We start from the raw sequence: 19,509 nt of genomic DNA, 5'->3' as shown, positions 1-19,509 counted from the left end.
TGCTAAAAATATGATTTTGAGTAGCTTTAAGGAATCTCAATTGTTAATGCCCTACGGGCAATTATTTCCCCTGATTTGGTTTTTCTATTGTCATAGAAGCCCTTCGGGCTATCTGTATTTGAGATTTAGGTATTGTCGCAAGCAATTTTAACTCATAAAAATATTTAGTTTAATAATGTGATTCGATTTCTTTAACAATTTGGAAGATATTTAATTTTACCTTTAAGCCTGATAATTCGACGAAGGCTATCAATTGAATCAAAGATCATATTTCTAATGAACCCATTCTTAAAGCAGGTTGCTAACTATTTATATACCAATTACCGTTCAGAATTAAGCGAATATTGCCTTGTTTTTCCGGGTAGGAGAGCAGGCGTATTTTTTACTGCTTACCTCAACGAACTGGTTGAAAAGCCAATTCTTTCACCTGAAATAATCACCATTAACGAACTTATTTCGTCGCTAACCGGCTTGCAGCAAGCCGATCAGGTTTTGCTGGTTTTAAAACTTCAGGAGGTTTACAGCAAAGTAACCGGACATCAGGAGCCGTTGGATGAATTTTTCTTTTGGGGCGAAATTTTGTTGGCCGATTTCGACGACATTGACAAATATTTGTTGAATGCAGACGATTTGTTCCGCAATATTGCCGACCTGAAAGAGCTCGAAAATCAGTTTGACTATCTGACTGATGAACAGAAACGGGCAATTGAAGAGTTTTGGGGCAATCTGGAAAAGGTACCCAATTCGTTCAATAAAGATAAATTTATCGGCATCTGGATTAAGCTAGCCGAAATCTATCACCGATTCAGAAAGGCTTTGAAACAGAATGACATTGCTTATTCAGGAATGATTTACCGCGAAGTTGCTGAAGGATTGACCGAAGATTTGCCTGAAACACTGAGTGCCGGTAAATACATTTTCATTGGATTTAATGCCCTGAATAATTGCGAGAAGGCGATTTTTAAGAAGTTAGAGAATCAGAAACGTGCGATGTTCTTTTGGGATTACGATGAATTTTACCTGAAAGACGCCGAAAATGAAGCCGGTCGGTTCTTGCGAACAAACCTCGTCCAGTTTCCAGCGCCGAAAAATTTTGTTCCTGAAAATCAGGTGAAAACCAGTGAGCGAAAGATTACGCTGGTGTCGGTTCCAGGAAACATCACCCAGGCGCAGGCGATTAACCTGCCACAGGTTTTAGATAGTTTCAAGCTCAGCAAGCGTTTCGACAATACGGCCTTTGTTTTGGCTGATGAAAACCTGCTGATCCCGGTGATTTCCTCAGTCGGAACAAGTTTCGCCGACATCAACATTACCATGGGCTATCCGTTTACCAATACGCCTGTGTACGGGTTTATTTCGCAATTGATCAGCCTTCAGAAAAATATACGGAAATCGCAGAAGTCGCCGGTGTTTTACTACAAACCGGTCATTGCGCTTTTAAATCACCAGTTTGTTGTCAATCCCGAAATCAAACTTTTTGTCTCCGGAATCCATAAAAAGAACAAGGTTTACATCGAAGCTTCGGAACTTAATTTCAGCCCGTTTGTCGAGAAAATATTTTCGTATCCCGAAAATTGGACGCAAATTCTGGACTATTTTCTGGATGTGCTGAAAGAGCTTGCACCCAAATTCGATCAGGCTGAAAATGAAAAGTTAAGGCTCGAATCGGAATATCTTTATCAGGCCTACCTGGCCATTCAGCGTTTGAAAGATACTTTGCTCGGATTGAATGTTCCTGATTTTCCGGTTAAAATAGTCTATCGGTTGCTTGATCAGAGTTTGCGGCGAATTTCCATTCCGTTTGAAGGAGAACCGCTAACCGGCTTGCAAGTCATGGGTTTGCTCGAAACGCGCTGCCTCGATTTTGAAAATCTGGTGTTGTTTTCGGCCAACGAAGGTTTTTTGCCTCGGATTGCTGCTGGCCATTCGTTTGTTCCGTACCACCTTCGGAAAGGTTTTGGGATGCCTACCTACGAGGACCGCGATGCGATGTATGCCTACTATTTCTACCGGTTGATTCAACGAACCGAAAATACAGTGATCGTTTACAATTCAATTACCGAAGGCATTTCGTCGTCAGAAAAAAGCAGGTTTTTGTACCAGCTCATTTACGATTCTGAATTTCAGATCGAAGAACTGAACCTGAGTTTCAACTTCAAAGGCACAAACAATGAAGCTATTCGGGTGGAGGCTAATGAAGCACATATTCAGAAATTGACCGACATGTATTCGGAGCGGAATCTGAGTCCGAGTGCTATCAATACCTGGCTCGAATGTCGGCTGAAGTTTTACTTTAAATATATCGCCGGAATCAAGGAAAAGGACGAGCTGAAGGAAGAGATCGATGCTGTTTTGTTTGGCAATTTATTTCATTACGCCATTGAGTTGTTGTACCGTCCGTTCGAAAATAAAACGGTGGATGCTGGCGCTTTACAAATGCTATATGCCGACAAGCGAAAAATTGAAGAGGTTGTTTTGCAGTCGGTTGCTGTGCAGTATTTCCAGATGAAACCGGAAGATTCGTCGCGCATTAAATTAAGCGGACAGAGCATTTTAATCGCTTCGCACATCCGCGACTACATTCTTCAGTTGTTGGCCAATGACATTCAGTTTGCTCCTTTCGACATTGTTAGCCTCGAAAAGGAATACTCAACAGAATATGAGGTTATTTCAGGAGCCAATACGATTCAGATTCGTGTGGGTGGGGTAGTAGACCGGATTGACCGAACCGCTGATGGTTTGAGGATTATCGATTACAAAACCGGACGAAATTTAAAGCTCGATTTTAAAGAGTGGTCGCAATTGGTCGACCGCAATTATTATGACCGCCGGAAAGAAATATTTCAGACCCTGATTTATTCGGATATTTTAGAACGTTCAGGAATTGAAGAACCAATCTATCCGATTATTTATAAATTAGATGATCTTTTTCAGGAAGAATTTGTTCCTAATGTCATTTTTCAGGGAGAGAAGCTGATTTTTCAGCGTGTTGGTGCTGAGTTCCGTACTGTTTTTGCTGAAGTACTTTCAGAAATGTTCACTGTTGGAGTTAGTTACGAACAAACCAAAGATTCGCAGAAATGCAGCTATTGCCCGTATAATAAGATTTGTAGAAGGTAGCAGTTTTCTGATGCTACTGCCTAATAAGTATTGGAATTGAAATGCTGTGGTATTCATTTTTCATTTACCCCTAAATCCCCTTAAGGGGACTTTTGCTGTCTGCGAGCATTTCCAATACTTGGAGCCTTAGCCCCTTCAGGGGTTTGGGGTGAGAAAGTTAGGACATTAAATTGATCACAGAACTTAATAAGATTAACTTATGGAAAACCCTGAAGACTACCGGGAATCAACATTCAGAGACCGACCAACCACTTTCAGTAAAGAAGGTAAGCGACTTTGGCTGTTTCCCAAAATGCCTAAAGGCAAACTGTACAATATCCGCAGGGTAATTGCCTGGGCATTGCTGGCATTCTTTTACCTGGCGCCTTTTCTGAAATTCAGGGGCGAACCGCTGGTTTTCCTGAACTTTCTGGAACGAAAATTTGTATTGTTTGGTAGTACATTTTACCCACAGGATTTTTATTTACTGGTACTTGCCGTCATAGCGCTTGTTGTTTTTATCGTGCTGTTTACTGTTATCTACGGAAGGATTTTTTGCGGATGGGTTTGTCCACAAACTGTTTTTCTGGAGTTTTTGTATCGCCCTATTGAATACCTGATCGATGGTGATTCAAGTGAGCAACAAAAACTTGCGAATCAGGAAATGGACGCCACAAAAATGCTTAAACGAATACTTAAGCATGGAATTTACCTGATCATTTCGTTTTTTACAATTCTGACTTTTATGGCCTATGTAATTGGCACTGGTGAGGTGGGTCAAATGCTGAAAGGCTGGCCATTGGAAGGATTTGGAATATTGATGGGTGTTTGGGCTTTTACCGGGGCGCATTATTTCGTTTTTGCCTGGTTTCGCGAGCAGGTTTGCACCATGGTTTGTCCGTATGGCCGTTTGCAGGGTGTAATGCTTGATGTCAATACCATTTTGGTTGCTTACGATTATAAGCGCGGCGAACCTCGTGGCAGAGGTGAGAAAGGTGATTGTATCAATTGCCGCAAATGTGTAGCAGTATGCCCAACCGGTATTGACATTCGCAACGGAACCCAATTGGAATGTATTAACTGCACCGCTTGTATCGATGCCTGTAATTCGGTGATGAGTGTAATCAATAAACCCACCGGATTGATCCGTTTTGCTTCCGAAAAATCAATTTCAGAAGGGAAAAAGGTTAAGTTTAATGCACGGGTTATCGCTTATTCTGCGGTATTGTTTTCATTACTTGTTCTGATTACCTACCTGTTTACGGTGCGTGGAAGTTTTGAAACACACATCATCCGTGCCCAGGGAACCATGTTTCAGGAATATGGGCCAGATAGTTACAGCAACCTTTATAATTTAGAATTAGTCAACAAAACGAATTCTGATGTTAAGGTCGCCTTAAAACTATTATTTCCTGAAGGTGAAATCCTGGTGATGGGCGATTCGCTCAAGGCTGGAAAGGGTGAAGTGGCGCAACGAAATTTGCTTATCGTTCTGAAAAAATCGGATGTTAAATCGTCGAACAATCATTTGGAGATAGGTGTTTACGAAGCCGGGAAGCTGATCAACACGATTTCCTCAACATTTGTAGGGCCTAATTCGCTGGATAAATAAAAACCGAGGCCTCCCCTAAATCCCCTCCCAAAGAGGGGACTTGAAGAGTGCATCAAGCAAAAATAGTGAGATGAAGATTTATATAAAACAAAATCGTTGGTTTTTTACCCCCTCTTTGGGAGGGGGAAGGGGGAGGCTTAGTTTATGAAAATCAATTGGGGAACAGGAATCGTAATTGCACTGGTTGTGATGATCGGAGGAATGATCTATCTGGTTTCGATTGCTGTACGTCAGGATTACGACTTGGTGGACAATGATTATTATCAGAAATCGGTCAATTACCAGCAGCACATCGAAGAGGTGAAAAATACAGCGGCGCTGCCTGAAAAGATTCGGCTCGAACAAACTGATGACTCGCTTAAACTGACTTTCCCAAAGCTTTCCGGGTTGTCTGATTATTCAGGGAATATTCATTTTTACAGTCCGGTTGAAGAAAAAAGAGATGAGACCATCAAGTTGAAGCTGACTGACAATTATAGCCAGTCGATTGGTTTAAAAAGCCTGAAGAGTGGGAGATACACCGTTAAAATTGACTGGTCGGCAAACAAAGTTTCGTATTATCAGGAAGAGGATATTTTAGTGAGCAGTGATCAGTCTCAGTAAACAGTAAAAATGTTTCGGGTTGTGAGATACGAGTTTTACGGAACAACCTGCACCCCGAAGCCCGGAACTTTAAACTTTAAACCTTAAACTTTTATATGGACTTCATTACACCTTTAACCATTGGCTTAATTGGCAGTTTTCACTGCATCGGAATGTGTGGCCCAATCGTAGTTGCGCTTCCGCTGAAAAAACACAATTTGCTTTCAAAAATTACCGGAGCAATTTTATATAACTCGGGTAGGGTGCTTACTTACAGTTTTATTGGCATTTTGTTCGGATTGCTGGGGCGTGGAATTAGTCTGGCCGGATTTCAGCAATGGACTTCAATTCTGCTTGGTATTGCCATGATAATAAGCGTTTTATTTCCCTTCTTCTTTCGTGAAAAAATTACCATCGGAAATTTATTTAGCGGTTTCGCGTCAAGGTTGATTCTCAGGCTAAAGAAACTTTTCACGGATCGTTCATATTCTTCACTTCTAATGATTGGAATCCTTAATGGCTTGCTGCCCTGCGGACTGGTTTATGTTGCCATTGCGGGAGCAATCAGTTCAGGAACAGTAATAACTGGCGCTCTGTTTATGATGCTTTTTGGAATCGGAACCATTCCATTACTGCTGATTGCGACTTTGGCAAGTGATGCTATTGGTCAACGAATTCGTTCGAAGATGCAACGGGTAGTACCTTATTTTGTGTTCATGCTCGGAGTTCTTTTTATTTTGAGAGGAATGTCATTGGGAATTCCTTATGTAAGTCCTACCGGAGAGAAACTGGCACCCAAAGCGATGGTTGAAAAAGGTAGTTGCTGTAAATAAGGTGATGTTTCGAAAAACAGTTCAGGAATTAGATAGTTAAATCAAAATATGTGGTAAATTGAAACAATTTAATTCTGGGAACTATAGTGCAAATTCACGACGATTTGACTAAACTCCACTTTTAGATAGTAATTTGCTGACATAAAGTAAATTGTAAGTATTGTGACTGTTCGTGGTGAAATATACCATCCATGAATTAGAAAAAAAAGTTTGAAAAAAGGCACGATTATTTCGTTTTTATTAAACATTCACAACTGTTTGGGGTTTCTTAGGACAAAACAGATTTAGACCGGTTAAACTATTTGTCGAAAACCAAGAATCAAAATGTACCAAAAGCAACGATTTCCTATGGGTCAGAAAGTCAAAATACGTGTTTTATTTTCTCTGCTGGTTGATTTTACTTTTCGCGTGGGTTCAGGCAAACTGTTCTTTTCCCTAACTTTTATTTTACTTCTTTCCGGAATAAATTTATTTGGTCAAAAGGTTTTTGACGATAAAACACAAGATCCTGAAATTGGAATTGTTGAACATCTTGATACTTTCCTCCCAACCGATATTTATCTGATCGATGAAAATAACCAACGTGTTTGTCTGACCGATTTAATCGACAAACCAACCATTATTAATTGGGTTTATTTCAGGTGTCCCGGCATTTGCAGTCCGCTAATGGAAGGTTTGGCTAAAGTCATGGACGAATCGGACATGGTTCCCGGAGTTGATTATCAGGTTCTGACCATCAGTTTTGATCCGCGGGAAACCATTGATCTGGGCATAAAGAAAAAAGCGAATTACCTGAATCTGGTCAATAAAAAGGAAGCAATAGCTAAAGGATGGCATTTCTTTGTTTCGGACAGCTTAAGTATTGCCAAAGGAACTAATGCGACTGGATTTAAATACAAAAGGGCAGGAATGGATTTTACACATGCAGCATCTATTTGCGTGGTCAGCCCCAAAGGTAAAATAACCCGTTATTTAAATGGAATCTATTTTCTTCCATTCGATTTAAAAATGGCTATTGTCGAATCGTCGAAAGGCATGTCGGCGCCAACCATCAATAAAATTATGCAGTACTGTTTCTCGTACGATCCGGTTGGAAAAGCATATGTGCTCAATGTTACCAAAATATCAGGGACGTTGATTTTGTTTTTTGCCTTGGTTTTCTTCCTGATCCTGATTTTTAAACCTAAAAGAAAAAAATAAACAAACATATTTGATTTATGCAAACAGCAGCTCAAATCCCGCATGACGTAAATTACCTCGATTACAAAGGTAAATACAAGGGAATCTTCGCATGGATATTTTCGACCGATCACAAGCGAATTGCATTACTGTACATGTTTTCGATGATGACATTGTTCCTGGTGGGCGTTGCCCTGGGACTAGCCATGAAACTTGAATTAATTGCTCCGGGACGAACCATCATGGGGCCGCAAAGTTACAATGCTGTATTTACAGTTCATGGTGTCATCATGATTTTTATGATTGTGATACCCGGACTGCCTGCGGTTTTTGGAAACTTCATGCTTCCCATCATGATTGGAGCCAAGGACGTCGCATTTCCGAAACTGAACCTGCTTTCATGGTGGATTTATGTTCTGGGAGCTTTCCTTGTAATTGCATCAGTATTATTTGGCAATGGAATTCCGGATACAGGGTGGACGTTTTACGCGCCATACAGTTTTAAAACGGGAACCAACCTGCTCCCGGCCATATTCGGAGCTTTTGTGCTCGGATTTTCTTCCATTTTAACAGGATTGAACTTCATCGTGACCATTCACCGGATGCGTGCCCCGGGTATGACCTGGTTTAAAATGCCATTGTTTCCATGGTCGTTATACGGAACTGCCTGGATTCAGCTTTTGGCTACTCCGGTTGTAGGTATCACCTTGGTTTTAGTTGCTCTTGAACGTATTTTTGGCATCGGCGTATTTGATCCTGCATTGGGTGGAGATCCGGTTTTATATCAGCATCTGTTCTGGATTTATTCACATCCGGCGGTTTATGTGATGATTCTTCCGGCTATGGGTGCCATTTCTGAAATTATACCGACATTCTCGCAAAAACATATTTTTGGTTACAAAGCAATTATCGCATCAACTTTGGCTATCGCATTTGTGGGCTACTTCGTCTGGGGTCACCACATGTTTACTTCAGGAATGAGCGGAACTGCACAATACACTTTTTCAATCCTGACATTTATTGTTGCGATTCCGAGTGCCATTAAAGTATTTAACTGGATATCGACCATGCACAAGGGATCTATCAATCCCGAGATTCCGTTCCTGTGGGCGGTGACTTTCATATTTGTCTTCATGATTGGTGGTTTCTCCGGATTGGTTTTGGGCGCATTGGCAACCAATGTTTATGTGCACGATACGGCATTTGTGGTCGCACACTTTCACTTCATTGTTTTTGGTGGTGTAGGTTTTGCTTTCTTTGGTGCCATTCATTATTGGTATCCTAAAATGTTCGGACGGATGTACGATAAAGCCTGGGCAAAAATGGGCTGGGCTTTCTTTACAGTTGGATTCCTTACCTTGTATTCGCCTATGTTTTACCTCGGAATGATGGGAATGCCCCGCCGTTACTATGATTATCTGCCCGAATTTCATGCTGCAAATATTTTATCGTCGCTGGGGTCTTGGGTGATGGCTTTTGGCCTGGTAATCGTTATTATAAATCTGTTCCGTTCTGCGAAAAACGGCCCGATTGCTGAAATAAATCCGTGGCATGGAAAAACACTGGAATGGACAGTACCATCGCCACCTCCGGTTGAGAATTTTGACGAAATACCTGTTTACGGAGAAAAAGACGGACCTTACAATTACTAATCACTGGATACCTTTTCTATGGAAAATGCAACACAACATTCAGACCCACATTACGATCAGGAAGCATCTAAATTGGGAATGTGGCTTTTTATATTCACCGAACTTCTCCTTTTTGGAGGCCTGTTCTTAGTTTATTCGATTTACCGGTTTCTGAATCCGGAAGCTTTTCGTTTGGCAGGGGAAGAATTAAATCTGACAATCGGTGCCATCAATACAGTTATTCTTTTGGTGAGTAGTATGACAATTGCGATGTCGACTTCGTCACTTCAGAAAAAGAATAAAGGGCTCACCATATTTTTACTTGAGGTGACCATTATGCTTGCACTGATATTCCTGATCAATAAATATTTTGAGTGGGGAGTTAAGTTTGAACATGGCATTTGGCCCGGATCGCAGCATTTGGTTAATGAGATGAGTAAAGGCGAAATCCTGTTCTTCGGACTTTATTTCGTGATGACCGGATTGCATGCGCTGCACATCATTGTTGGTATGATCATCATTATTGTGGCATTGAATAAGGTTCAGAAAGGAATAGTAAATGAAAATCGGCCATCGCTACTCGAAAATGCGGGATTATATTGGCATTTGGTCGATTTGATCTGGATATTCCTGTTCCCTTTGTTCTATTTAATTCACTAAGAAAAAGCTTTCAAGTATGGAAAAAGAAAAACATCATATCGTACCCTACAAAGTTTATTTTTACATTCTGATCACATTGATCATTTTGACTTTCATGTCGATCGGGATTACCAAAATTAACTTAGGCGGCTACTCCGTGTTGGGTGCCCTCATATTTTCAACGATTAAATCAGTGTTGGTTTTGACCTGGTTCATGCACCTTAAATTTGATCAGCCCTTTTTGCGATTTATGGTTGGCTTTGTGGCACTGGTATTCTTTGCAATCATATTCATCACATTTTTAGATTATTATTACAGATAAAAGCTATGTATATCCTATCATCTACCACTAATGCATCCAATTTTGTAACAGGTGTCGATAAGGCCTTTATGATAATTATGGGCATTTCTTTCGTATTCCTGATCGGATTGACATTTACAATGTTGTATTTCATTTACAAATACAACAGGAAAAAGAATCCTGTGGCTACTCAAATTGAGGGAAGTACAAAGCTTGAGATTATCTGGACCGTAATTCCGACCTTACTCGTGTTGGTCATGTTTTATTACGGCTGGGCTGGCTGGGTGCCTATGCGGAATGCTCCGAAAGACAGTTTTAATATCCAGGTTACTGGCCGGATGTGGAACTACACCTTTCAATATGAAAATGGGAAAACAACTGATACCCTTTTTGTTCCGATGAATAAAGCAGTGAAGCTGAAACTGATTTCGATGGATGTAATACATGGTTTTTATATTCCTGCTTTCAGGATTAAAGAGGATGTTGTTCCGGGAAGAGAAAAATCGGCATGGTTTATCGCCCAACAGGAAGGCCTTTTCGAATTGTTTTGCTCGGAATACTGCGGATTGGATCACTCATACATGTACACTTATGTGAAGGCGATGCCCGAACAGAAATTCAATGCTTGGTATGTTGATACAACCAAACATGTTGATGCAGCAGTTGTTGATTCGCCTACAGCCAACGGGAAACGGATCATGAAAAACATTGGTTGCTTTGCCTGTCATACGGTTGATGGAAACAAATTGGTCGGTCCTTCATTTAAAGGAATATATGGTCATAAAGTTACGGTAACTACTGGCGGAAACGACCGTGAAGTGACAGTAGATGACGAATACATCAAAAAATCGATTTACGATCCGAATGCCGATATCGTGAAAGGCTATAATAAAGGTTTGATGCAACCCTACGTTGGGCAGCTTTCGGAGGACGATATCAAGCAGATCACCGAATACCTGAAAACGCTTAAATAATGATCAATGGTTAATTCTAAATGATTAATTATTGACCATTTACAATTTTTCATTAACAATTAACCATTTAGTCATCATGTCTTTCTGGATAAAAATAATACTTGAGCTGGGCAAAGTACGAATTTCTTTGCCCATTGCTTTATCTGCACTGGTTGGATATACCTTGAAAACCGGCACGTTGAATAGTGATGTTTGGTCATTGTTGTTCGGAGTGTTTCTGATGTCGTGCAGTTCGGGAGCCATCAATCACATTCAGGAATACAAAACGGATGCTTTGATGCCTCGCACCAAAAATCGCCCGATACCTTCAGGTAAAATCAGTCTGAAAGCTGCAATAGGAGTAGCTTTTGCGTTTTTTGCCTATGGGGCTTTTATATTGCTTTTCAGTTTTCCCCCCATTGTTTTTCTAACCAGTTTTCTGACGTTAATATCATACAATCTTATTTACACCCCACTTAAAAAAGTAACGGCATTTGCTGTTGTTCCGGGCTCTCTGGTTGGGGCATTGCCTCCGTTTATTGGTTGGTTTGCAGGTGGTGGACAGTTATTTGATGAACACATTCTTTGGGTTTCCTTGTTCTTCTTTATTGGGCAAATTCCTCATTTTTGGTTGTTGCTGCTCATGTTTGGAAAGGAATATACGCTGGCAGGTTACCCTAGTTTGAATACAGTGTTTAACGACAACCAGATTAAACGACTTAGTTTTACATGGATTTTGGCAACAGTTGCAACTTCATTTATTGTGGCAATGACTGTCCTTCAAGGATCGATAACCATGTTTTTTCTGCTCATTTACACCTTTTATCTTTTATTCTCGTTGTCAGTCGGCATTCTGGTAAAAAAAGACATTCCAATCCGTGCTTCTTTCCTGAAGCTCAACTTCCTTTATTTGTTGATGATGATTCTGCTAATTGTGGATAGTCTTTATTAGTTAAGAAGTATACTTCGGGGATAACTTTAGGCAACCCTGCTAATATCAAATCCACAAGCTCGATTGTTTCATTCCTTTCAATTTCATGTTGTTACATTCTTTTTGTAGTGTGGTTAATCGGATTGCTGATTAATCCTGAATCTTTTTTTCGATTCAACTCCCATTCATTTATCCCCATAAATGGGGATTGTGGCCCCAAACCCTGATGTCTATTTTTACAAGACCAAAAATTGACATTTTATGGGTTTACATTTTTTGAAGAAAGGGTTAATTATGCTGCCATTTCTAATTACTATAAATGGATTTTCAGAAACTGCTGATAGTCTCAAATCATGTGCCTGGCAGGTAAATGCAACTTACAAAGGTGATTTTGTATCCAATTTCAGGGGTGGAATTGCAACTGGAACTACCTACCTCGGGTTGGCCGACTTATTTTTACAATTCGATGCAGAGAAAGCCGGCCTCTGGAAGGGAGGCAAATTTTTAGTTCATGGAACCAATTCACATGGCGGAGAACCTTCAGCCAACTTGATTGGCGATTTTCAGGTTGCTTCGAACATTGAGGCCGGAAACCATACATTCTTGTATGAGTTGTGGTTCAAGCAATGTTTTCGAAATGTTACAGCAACAATTGGACTTCAGGATTTGAATGCTGAATTTGCAAGCAGCGAAGTGGGTTCACTTTTCCTGAACAGTTCGTTTGGCGTTCATTCCGTAATTTCAGACAATATTCTTGCGCCAATTTTCCCGTTAACCTCGCCGGGAATCACGCTCTGTTACGATGTGTCTAAACGTGTAAGTATGAAAACTGCTGTTTACAAAGGTTGTCCAATTGATTTTGATGACAATCCTTACAACACAAAATGGAGTCTGGATCATCTTCAGGGATTGCTTTGGGTAACAGAAGGCCAATATACCTGGGAGGCCAATCAAAAAATGAATAATGTGCTGAAAGCAGGTTTCTTTTTTCACCAGCATTGTCCGGAGAGCGAAGTGATAAACTCGGAAACCGGTAATACATTGACTCACGATTACGGGTTTTACCTGGTGGGCGATCATCAGGTTTATGCAAACGGGCGGCATGGATTATGCGTTTTCTACCAATTGGGCATCAGTCCGCGTAACGATAATTTCGGTTATCTGGGTGCTGGATGCACGTATTCCGGTTTGCTTTCGAAGAAAAGTACTGATGTTCTGGGCCTGGCAATTGCCGATGGCATGTTGACCAAAGAGCGTGGGCAGGACGAGACTACCTTCGAATTGACCTACAAAGTTCAGATTTCAGATCAGATTTATTTGCAACCAGAAATGCAATACGTGGTGCATCCGGGTGGAACTGACGTTCAATTGAAAAATGCCACGGTTGGATTGGTTCGGTTGGGATTGGAATTTTAAAAACTGAAAACATGTTTATTCGCGATACAGAAACAGAAATAAAAAGCACCCGATTGGCCGATTTGCCGACTGGAAGCAGGGGCGTGATTGTTCATGTACTGGGGCAGGGCGCTTTCCGGAAACGCATTTCGGAAATGGGATTTGTTAAAGGGCAAATGGTTAAAGTGATCAAGAATGCCCCAATGAAAGACCCTGTTGAATACGAAATTATGGGTTACAAGGTGTCGTTGCGCCGCAGCGAAGCCGACCTGATTGAAGTCGTATCGCCATCGATGGCCAAAGAACTGGTCTCACATTATGAGGGAACCATCGACGAGCACCGCCAAAAATTATCCGGGGTAAAAAAAGGAAAAACAATTACAGTTGCCCTGGTTGGAAACCCAAATTGTGGCAAGACAACGCTGTTTAATTACGCCTCTGGATCGAAGGAACGGGTTGGCAACTATGCAGGAGTGACTATTGATGCCAAGGAAGCCAGGTTTAAACAGGACGATTATACGTTTGTGATCTCCGATCTTCCGGGAACCTATTCCATTACCGAATATTCTCCGGAAGAATTGTTCGTACGTAACCAGATTGCTGAAAAGCGACCCGATGTGGTGGTAAATGTGGTGGATGCTTCAAACCTGGAACGCAACTTGTTTCTGACGACGCAATTGATCGACATGAATATCAAGGTGGTGATTGCCCTGAATATGTACGATGAACTGGAGCAAAAATCGGCGAAACTGGATTATACACACCTCGGTGAAATGATGGGAATACCAATTGTCCCAACAGTTGCATCAAAAGGCAAAGGCCTGAAAGCACTGTTCGACCGGATCATTGAAGTGTATGAAGAACGCGATCCGATTGTGCGTCACATCCACATTAACTATGGTGAAGAAATTGAAAAATCGATCCAAAATATTCAGCAGGAACTGAAAAAGGATGACCAGAAGCGGAAGAAATATTCAACACGGTTTCTGGCTATTAAGTTACTGGAAGAAGATCAACATACCTTGAATTTACTGACCGATAGTCCGGTTTTTGAGGTTGTGAAGCAAATCGCCAACGAAGAAACGGCAAGGTTGGAGAAGAAATTTGAGGATCAGTCGGAAACACTGATTGCCGATGCCAAATACGGGTTTATTGCCGGAGCATTGAAAGAAACTTACCGCAATGGGCCGCAGGTGCGCCGCGACCAAAGCCGCGAAATCGATAAGGTTTTGACGCACCGGCTTTGGGGATTTCCGGTCTTTATCTTTTTCATCTGGCTCACTTTTCAGGCTACTTTTACACTGGGGGCATATCCGATGTCGTGGATGGATGCCGCAATTGGCTGGCTGGGCGATTCACTGGGTTCGCTGATGAGTGACGGCGCATTGAAAGATTTACTGATTGACGGAATCATTGGTGGGGTAGGCGGAGTCATCGTTTTTCTCCCCAACATCCTCATTCTGTTCTTCTTCATTTCGCTGATGGAAGACTCGGGCTACATGGCACGCGCTGCTTTCATCATGGACAAGCTGATGCATAAAATGGGACTTCACGGTAAATCGTTTATCCCGCTCATCATGGGTTTTGGCTGCAATGTTCCGGCAGTAATGGCCACCCGCACGCTCGACAATCGTAACGACCGGTTACTCACCATGCTCATTATTCCGTTTATGTCGTGCAGCGCACGTTTGCCGGTTTATGTGCTGCTGATTTCAGCCTTTTTTGTGAGTTACCAGGGCGCTATTTTATTCCTGATTTATTGTATCGGAATTGTGTTGGCCGTTTTGATGGGTTTGTTTTTCAAGAAAACGTTATTCGCCAAGAAGGACGTTCCGTTTGTGATGGAACTTCCGCCATACCGAATGCCAACGTTGAGGAATACAACCATTCACATGTGGCACAAAGGTTCGCAATACCTTACCAAGATGGGAACGGTTATTTTGTTGGCGTCGATCCTGATTTGGGCCATGGGTTATTATCCGCGCGATGTGAAATTCTCGAAAGATTACGATACGATGCTGGCCCAAACTGAAGCTGACAATACGTTGACGCCGGATGAAAAAACTGAAAAGTCAGAACAAATTCAGTTGTCGAAAGAAGAAGAACGTCAGGAAAAATCGTACATCGGCATGACTGGCCATTTCATCGAACCGGCTATTCGTCCGCTTGGGTTCGATTGGAAAATCGGGATGAGCATCATTACCGGAATGGCAGCTAAAGAAATTGTCGTGAGTTCGATGGGTGTACTTTATCATGCCAGTATGAATGCCGACGAAAATTCGCAATCACTGAAAGGAAAACTTCAGGAGCAGACCTTTACCCGTGGCCCCAAAGTCGGTCAGAAAGTCTTTTCGCCGCTGGTGGCCTTTGGCCTGATGGTTTTTGTTCTGATCTATTTCCCGTGCGTGGCGGTGGTTGCAGCCATCAAGAAGGAAGCTAACTGGCGATGGGCGCTTTTCACTACGGTGTATACCACCGCGATTGCGTGGGTTGCAGCTTTTGCTATTTTTCAGATCGGAAGTTTGTTTGTGTAAGTTTAAAAACAAAGGACACGAAGTATTTGGCACAAAGAGCGCATCGTCAATTTTTAGTAATGTATTGAAAAATTAAGATCATGATTCAAAATATAATTGCCCTGATTATTGTTGCCGCCGCTGGTGTAATAACCGTGTATTCGCTGTACAAATCGCTGATTACTAAAGAAAAAAGCTTATGTGGTGGCTGCGCCAGTTGCGATCTGAAGAACGAACTGAAAAAGAAAGGGAAATTGGTTCCGTATTCTGAAAATTTATCGCGCAGGAAAGATAAGCTTACTGCTGATAGCCTGAAATATTCGCTAAAAGATTGACACATCACTTGAGAACAAAATATCATTTTCAGAATTCGAACCTTTATTTTTGAATAAGGAAGGTTCATCTTTCAAAAAAAGATTTTATTTCTCGACAATGAACAATCATTTCTTAACATGAAACTGTCATCGCGTCATAACGAACCTTCATTTCTTGAAAAAAGATCTCATCGCTTGATTCTTAAGCTTTATTTCTTAAAACGAAACTGTCATTGCGGCAGATTAAACCATCATTTCTTTAAAAGGGATACTTGTATCTCGGATAGAATCTTTAAACACCTGTTAAATGTTGATCTGCTTTTATTCGTTTTTTAGCAGATCGGGTCTTAGCTTTTTGGTGCGTTCATAAGCCAGTTTCTCCTGCCATTCATTAATCAGTTTGTCGTTTCCGGAGAGAAGAATTTCGGGTACTTTCCAGCCATTGTAGTCGGCTGGCCGCGTGTAAACAGGCGGACTCAGCAAATTATCCTGAAACGAGTCGGTGAGGGCAGAGGTTTCGTCGGACAATACGCCCGGAATTAACCGAACCACACTGTCAACAATCACCGCAGCGGCCAATTCGCCACCTGTCAGCACATAATCGCCAATAGAAATTTCCATGGTTACCAGATGTTCGCGGATACGCTGATCGATGCCTTTATAATGGCCGCAAATAATAATGATGTTATTTAGTAGCGAGAGTTTATTCGATTCTTTTTGATTCAGTTGAATGCCATCGGGGCTGGTATAAATGACTGCGTCGTATTCGCGCTGTGCCTTCAGAAAGTTAATGGCACTTTCAATTGGTTGAATGGTCATGACCATGCCAGCTCCGCCACTAAATGCGTAGTCGTCCACTTTCCGGTGCTTGTCTTCCGAGAAATCGCGGATGTTGTGTACAACAATTTCAACCAAACCCTTATCCCGACCTCTTTTAATAATGGAATGCTGGAACGGACTTTCGAGCAATTCGGGAACAACTGTAAGAATATCGATGCGCATCGTAAATTTATTTTGTGCAAATATATCAGGAAAAAGGCATTCGTCGTGAGAAAAAAACTTTCGAATGCCCAATGACTTTTTTTCAGTTCCAATTTAGGTCAGTTATTTGTCTTTATATTTTTGCTTCCTAAGGGTAAAACAACCTTATTTTTTATTAATCCGGCAGTTTTACACTTTTATTTCTTAAAATCTTTGAGTATTAGCTTGTAATATCTATTTTCGTAAGCTGAAAGAATACTTTATTCTCTGTTAATTACAAAGTAATTTTTATTTGTTATGGAACCTAAAGATCTAAAAAACTCTGAAGTAGAGTTAAGTGGTGCACAAGTTGAGCCAGAAACTGTTAATGATCAGAACATTGCTGAAGAATCTGTTGAGCAGGTTGAAGTAATTGAAGTTGAAGTTGAGAATGCTGTTGAAGAAGTTGCAGAAGAAATTGTAGCCGAACCAGTTGAACCAACTGTTCAGGAAGCGGAAGAAGTAGCTGTTCCTGAAATAACCGAAACTGACGCAGTTGTTGAAGAAGTTGTGGCAGAAACTGCTGTTGAGACAGTTGAAGAAGAGGTTGCTCCTGAAGTAGCCAAAGTAGAAACAACCGAACCGGTTGCCGAAGTTATTCCAACCATCGAAGAACTGATCGACGTTTCGGAAGATGATCTTTTGATCGATGAAGAAGAACATGAGGAAGAAAGTAGCAAAAAAGCAAAATTGGCCGATTATGCGAACTTATCGGAAGTAGAACTTATCAACGCTTTGCGTACCCTGCTTGCAAACGAAGATTTTGAGAGTGTCAGGGAAGATATTGACGCCATCAAAATTTATTTCTTCCGCCTGTACAGAGCGAACATTGAAGCACAGAAAGCAGCTTTTGCTGAAGCTGGTGGCAACATGGAAGAATTCAAGGCAGAACCCGATCCATACGAATTAGATCTTCGGAACCTGTTGAAACAATATCAGGACAGAAGAAACGAACATAACAAGAGATCTGACGAATTAAAAGAAGAAAACCTTCATAAAAAATACGAGATTATTGAAGAGATTAAAGCGCTCATCAATAACAAGGAATCAATCAACAAGACATTTCACGATTTCCGCGAATTGCAAAACCAGTGGAGAGAAATTGGTTCGGTACCTCAGGCTAAATTGAAAGACCTTTGGGATACCTACCATCACCATGTTGAGAATTTTTACGACTTTATCAAGATCAACAAAGAGCTGCGCGACCTGGATTTAAAGAAGAATCTGGAAACTAAAATGGAAATCTGCGAAAAATCAGAAGAACTTTTGGTTGAACCTTCCATTATTAAAGCATTCAACGTATTACAGAAATACCACGAGCAATGGCGCGAAGTTGGTCCGGTACCACGCGATAAAAAAGATGAACTGTGGGAGCGTTTCAAAGCAGCTACATCCATTATCAATAAAAAACATCAGGATTATTTTGAAGGCCGGAAATCGGAACAGAAGAAAAATCTGGATGCCAAAATCGCTTTATGCGAAAAAGTAGAAGAAATTGCCAATACCGATATTGATGTTCACCGCGACTGGGACGAACGGTCGAAGGAATTGATTGAGCTTCAGAAAATCTGGAGAACCATTGGATTCGCTCCGAAAAGAGACAACAACAAAATTTACGAACGTTTCCGTATCGCTTCCGATAAATTCTTCGACCGGAAACGTGAATTCTACAATCAGAATAAGGAAGAACAAAATACGAATCTTCAACTTAAGACTGATTTGTGCGTGCAGGCTGAAGCCTTAAAAGACAGCACCGAATGGAAAAAAACGGCTGATGAATTTATTGCCATTCAAAGAGCCTGGAAAGAAATTGGACCTGTTCCACGTAAATTTTCAGATGTCATTTGGAAGCGTTTCCGTGCTGCCTGCGATTTCTTCTTCGAAAACAAATCGAAACATTTTTCATCGATTGATGGCGAACAACTCGATAACCTGAGAATGAAAAAAGAACTTCTGGAAGAAGTGAAACAATTCTCGTTGAGTGGTGATGATGGCGCTGATTTGGATAAATTGAAAGATTTCCAACGGAGGTTTACCGATATTGGTCATGTCCCATTTAAGGATAAAGACGCCATTCAGAACGATTTCCGCGATGTAATTAACAAGCATTTTGATGCTTTGCGCATCGATGAGAAACGCCGCAACCTGATGAAATTTAAGAATAAGGTTGTGAACAATACAACTACAGGAAGAGGTCAGAATAAAATGCGTTTCGAACGCGAAAAGTATATGGTCAAGTTAAAACAGATGGAAACTGATCTGGCATTGCTTGATAACAACATCGGATTCTTCGCCAATACCAAGAATGCTTCGGCTTTGATTGATGATGTCAATCAGAAAATTGCCAGCACGAAGGAAAAAATCGAGTTCCTGAAAGAAAAAATCAGGATCATGGATTCGATGGAAGATGATGAATAGCCTCATAAAAAGCCCGCTACTTCAGCGGGTTTTTTGTTGTTAACCCTTTATTAAATTTTATAACATTTTTTAGAGGTAAGTTTTATTGA

At 41.1% G+C, this 19,509-nt stretch carries 15 protein-coding genes; 14 read left to right on the top strand and 1 reads right to left on the bottom strand.

Annotated features, from left to right (window positions below; all coding sequences use genetic code 11):
• Nucleotides 1-276: 276 nt before the first annotated feature.
• From AQPE_RS00460 to AQPE_RS00400, 13 genes are all read left to right on the top strand, one after another.
• Entirely contained in the window at nt 277-3,120 is a 2,844-nt protein-coding gene (locus AQPE_RS00460) for a PD-(D/E)XK nuclease family protein (RefSeq protein WP_318349073.1), read from the top strand.
• Nucleotides 3,121-3,319: 199 nt separating this feature from the next.
• Nucleotides 3,320-4,711 (top strand): cytochrome c oxidase accessory protein CcoG, encoded by a 1,392-nt coding sequence (gene ccoG, locus AQPE_RS00455; protein ID WP_318349072.1) that lies wholly within the window; start codon nt 3,320-3,322, stop codon nt 4,709-4,711.
• 144 nt (nt 4,712-4,855) lie between these two features.
• A complete protein-coding gene (locus AQPE_RS00450) occupies nt 4,856-5,314 on the top strand; it encodes a FixH family protein (protein ID WP_318349071.1) in 459 nt (152 codons plus the stop codon).
• 95 nt (nt 5,315-5,409) lie between these two features.
• Nucleotides 5,410-6,126: a sulfite exporter TauE/SafE family protein gene (locus AQPE_RS00445; RefSeq protein ID WP_318349070.1), complete on the top strand. Its 717-nt coding sequence runs from the start codon at nt 5,410-5,412 to the stop codon at nt 6,124-6,126.
• Between the two features lie 348 nt (nt 6,127-6,474).
• Nucleotides 6,475-7,326, top strand: coding sequence for an SCO family protein (locus AQPE_RS00440; protein WP_318349069.1), 852 nt, complete (start codon nt 6,475-6,477; stop codon nt 7,324-7,326).
• A 17-nt stretch (nt 7,327-7,343) separates the two neighbouring features.
• Nucleotides 7,344-8,957 carry a cytochrome c oxidase subunit I gene (locus tag AQPE_RS00435; protein ID WP_318349068.1) on the top strand — a complete coding sequence of 538 codons (1,614 nt, stop codon included), beginning with the start codon at nt 7,344-7,346 and terminating at the stop codon, nt 8,955-8,957.
• 18 nt (nt 8,958-8,975) lie between these two features.
• The gene (locus AQPE_RS00430) at nt 8,976-9,596 is read left to right on the top strand and encodes a cytochrome c oxidase subunit 3 (protein WP_318349067.1); all 621 of its coding nucleotides are present in this window, start codon (nt 8,976-8,978) and stop codon (nt 9,594-9,596) included.
• Between the two features lie 16 nt (nt 9,597-9,612).
• Nucleotides 9,613-9,897: a cytochrome C oxidase subunit IV family protein gene (locus AQPE_RS00425; RefSeq protein ID WP_318349066.1), complete on the top strand. Its 285-nt coding sequence runs from the start codon at nt 9,613-9,615 to the stop codon at nt 9,895-9,897.
• Nucleotides 9,898-9,902: 5 nt separating this feature from the next.
• Entirely contained in the window at nt 9,903-10,850 is a 948-nt protein-coding gene (coxB, locus tag AQPE_RS00420) for a cytochrome c oxidase subunit II (RefSeq protein WP_318349065.1), read from the top strand.
• Between the two features lie 76 nt (nt 10,851-10,926).
• A complete protein-coding gene (locus AQPE_RS00415) occupies nt 10,927-11,781 on the top strand; it encodes a protoheme IX farnesyltransferase (protein ID WP_318349064.1) in 855 nt (284 codons plus the stop codon).
• Between the two features lie 240 nt (nt 11,782-12,021).
• Nucleotides 12,022-13,176, top strand: coding sequence for a carbohydrate porin (locus AQPE_RS00410; RefSeq protein ID WP_318349063.1), 1,155 nt, complete (start codon nt 12,022-12,024; stop codon nt 13,174-13,176).
• 11 nt (nt 13,177-13,187) lie between these two features.
• Complete coding sequence (feoB, locus tag AQPE_RS00405; protein WP_318349062.1) at nt 13,188-15,689, top strand: ferrous iron transport protein B; 2,502 nt, start codon at nt 13,188-13,190, stop codon at nt 15,687-15,689.
• Nucleotides 15,690-15,769: 80 nt separating this feature from the next.
• The gene (locus AQPE_RS00400; RefSeq protein ID WP_318349061.1) at nt 15,770-16,003 is read left to right on the top strand and encodes a FeoB-associated Cys-rich membrane protein; all 234 of its coding nucleotides are present in this window, start codon (nt 15,770-15,772) and stop codon (nt 16,001-16,003) included.
• A 300-nt stretch (nt 16,004-16,303) separates the two neighbouring features.
• Here the strand turns inward: AQPE_RS00400 and trmD are convergent, their stop codons facing one another.
• Nucleotides 16,304-16,984, bottom strand: a complete 681-nt coding sequence (gene trmD / locus AQPE_RS00395; RefSeq protein ID WP_318349060.1) for a tRNA (guanosine(37)-N1)-methyltransferase TrmD — start codon at nt 16,982-16,984, stop codon at nt 16,304-16,306.
• 276 nt (nt 16,985-17,260) lie between these two features.
• Between trmD and AQPE_RS00390 the strand changes: the two genes are divergently transcribed.
• Entirely contained in the window at nt 17,261-19,420 is a 2,160-nt protein-coding gene (locus tag AQPE_RS00390) for a DUF349 domain-containing protein (protein ID WP_318349059.1), read from the top strand.
• Nucleotides 19,421-19,509 lie beyond the last annotated feature (89 nt).

It is taken from the genome of Aquipluma nitroreducens (genome assembly GCF_009689585.1).
GTDB classification, from domain to species: Bacteria; Bacteroidota; Bacteroidia; order Bacteroidales; family Prolixibacteraceae; genus Aquipluma; species Aquipluma nitroreducens.
Note: the sequence above shows the minus strand (reverse complement) of the source record. Positions and strands in the feature narration are given on the sequence as shown.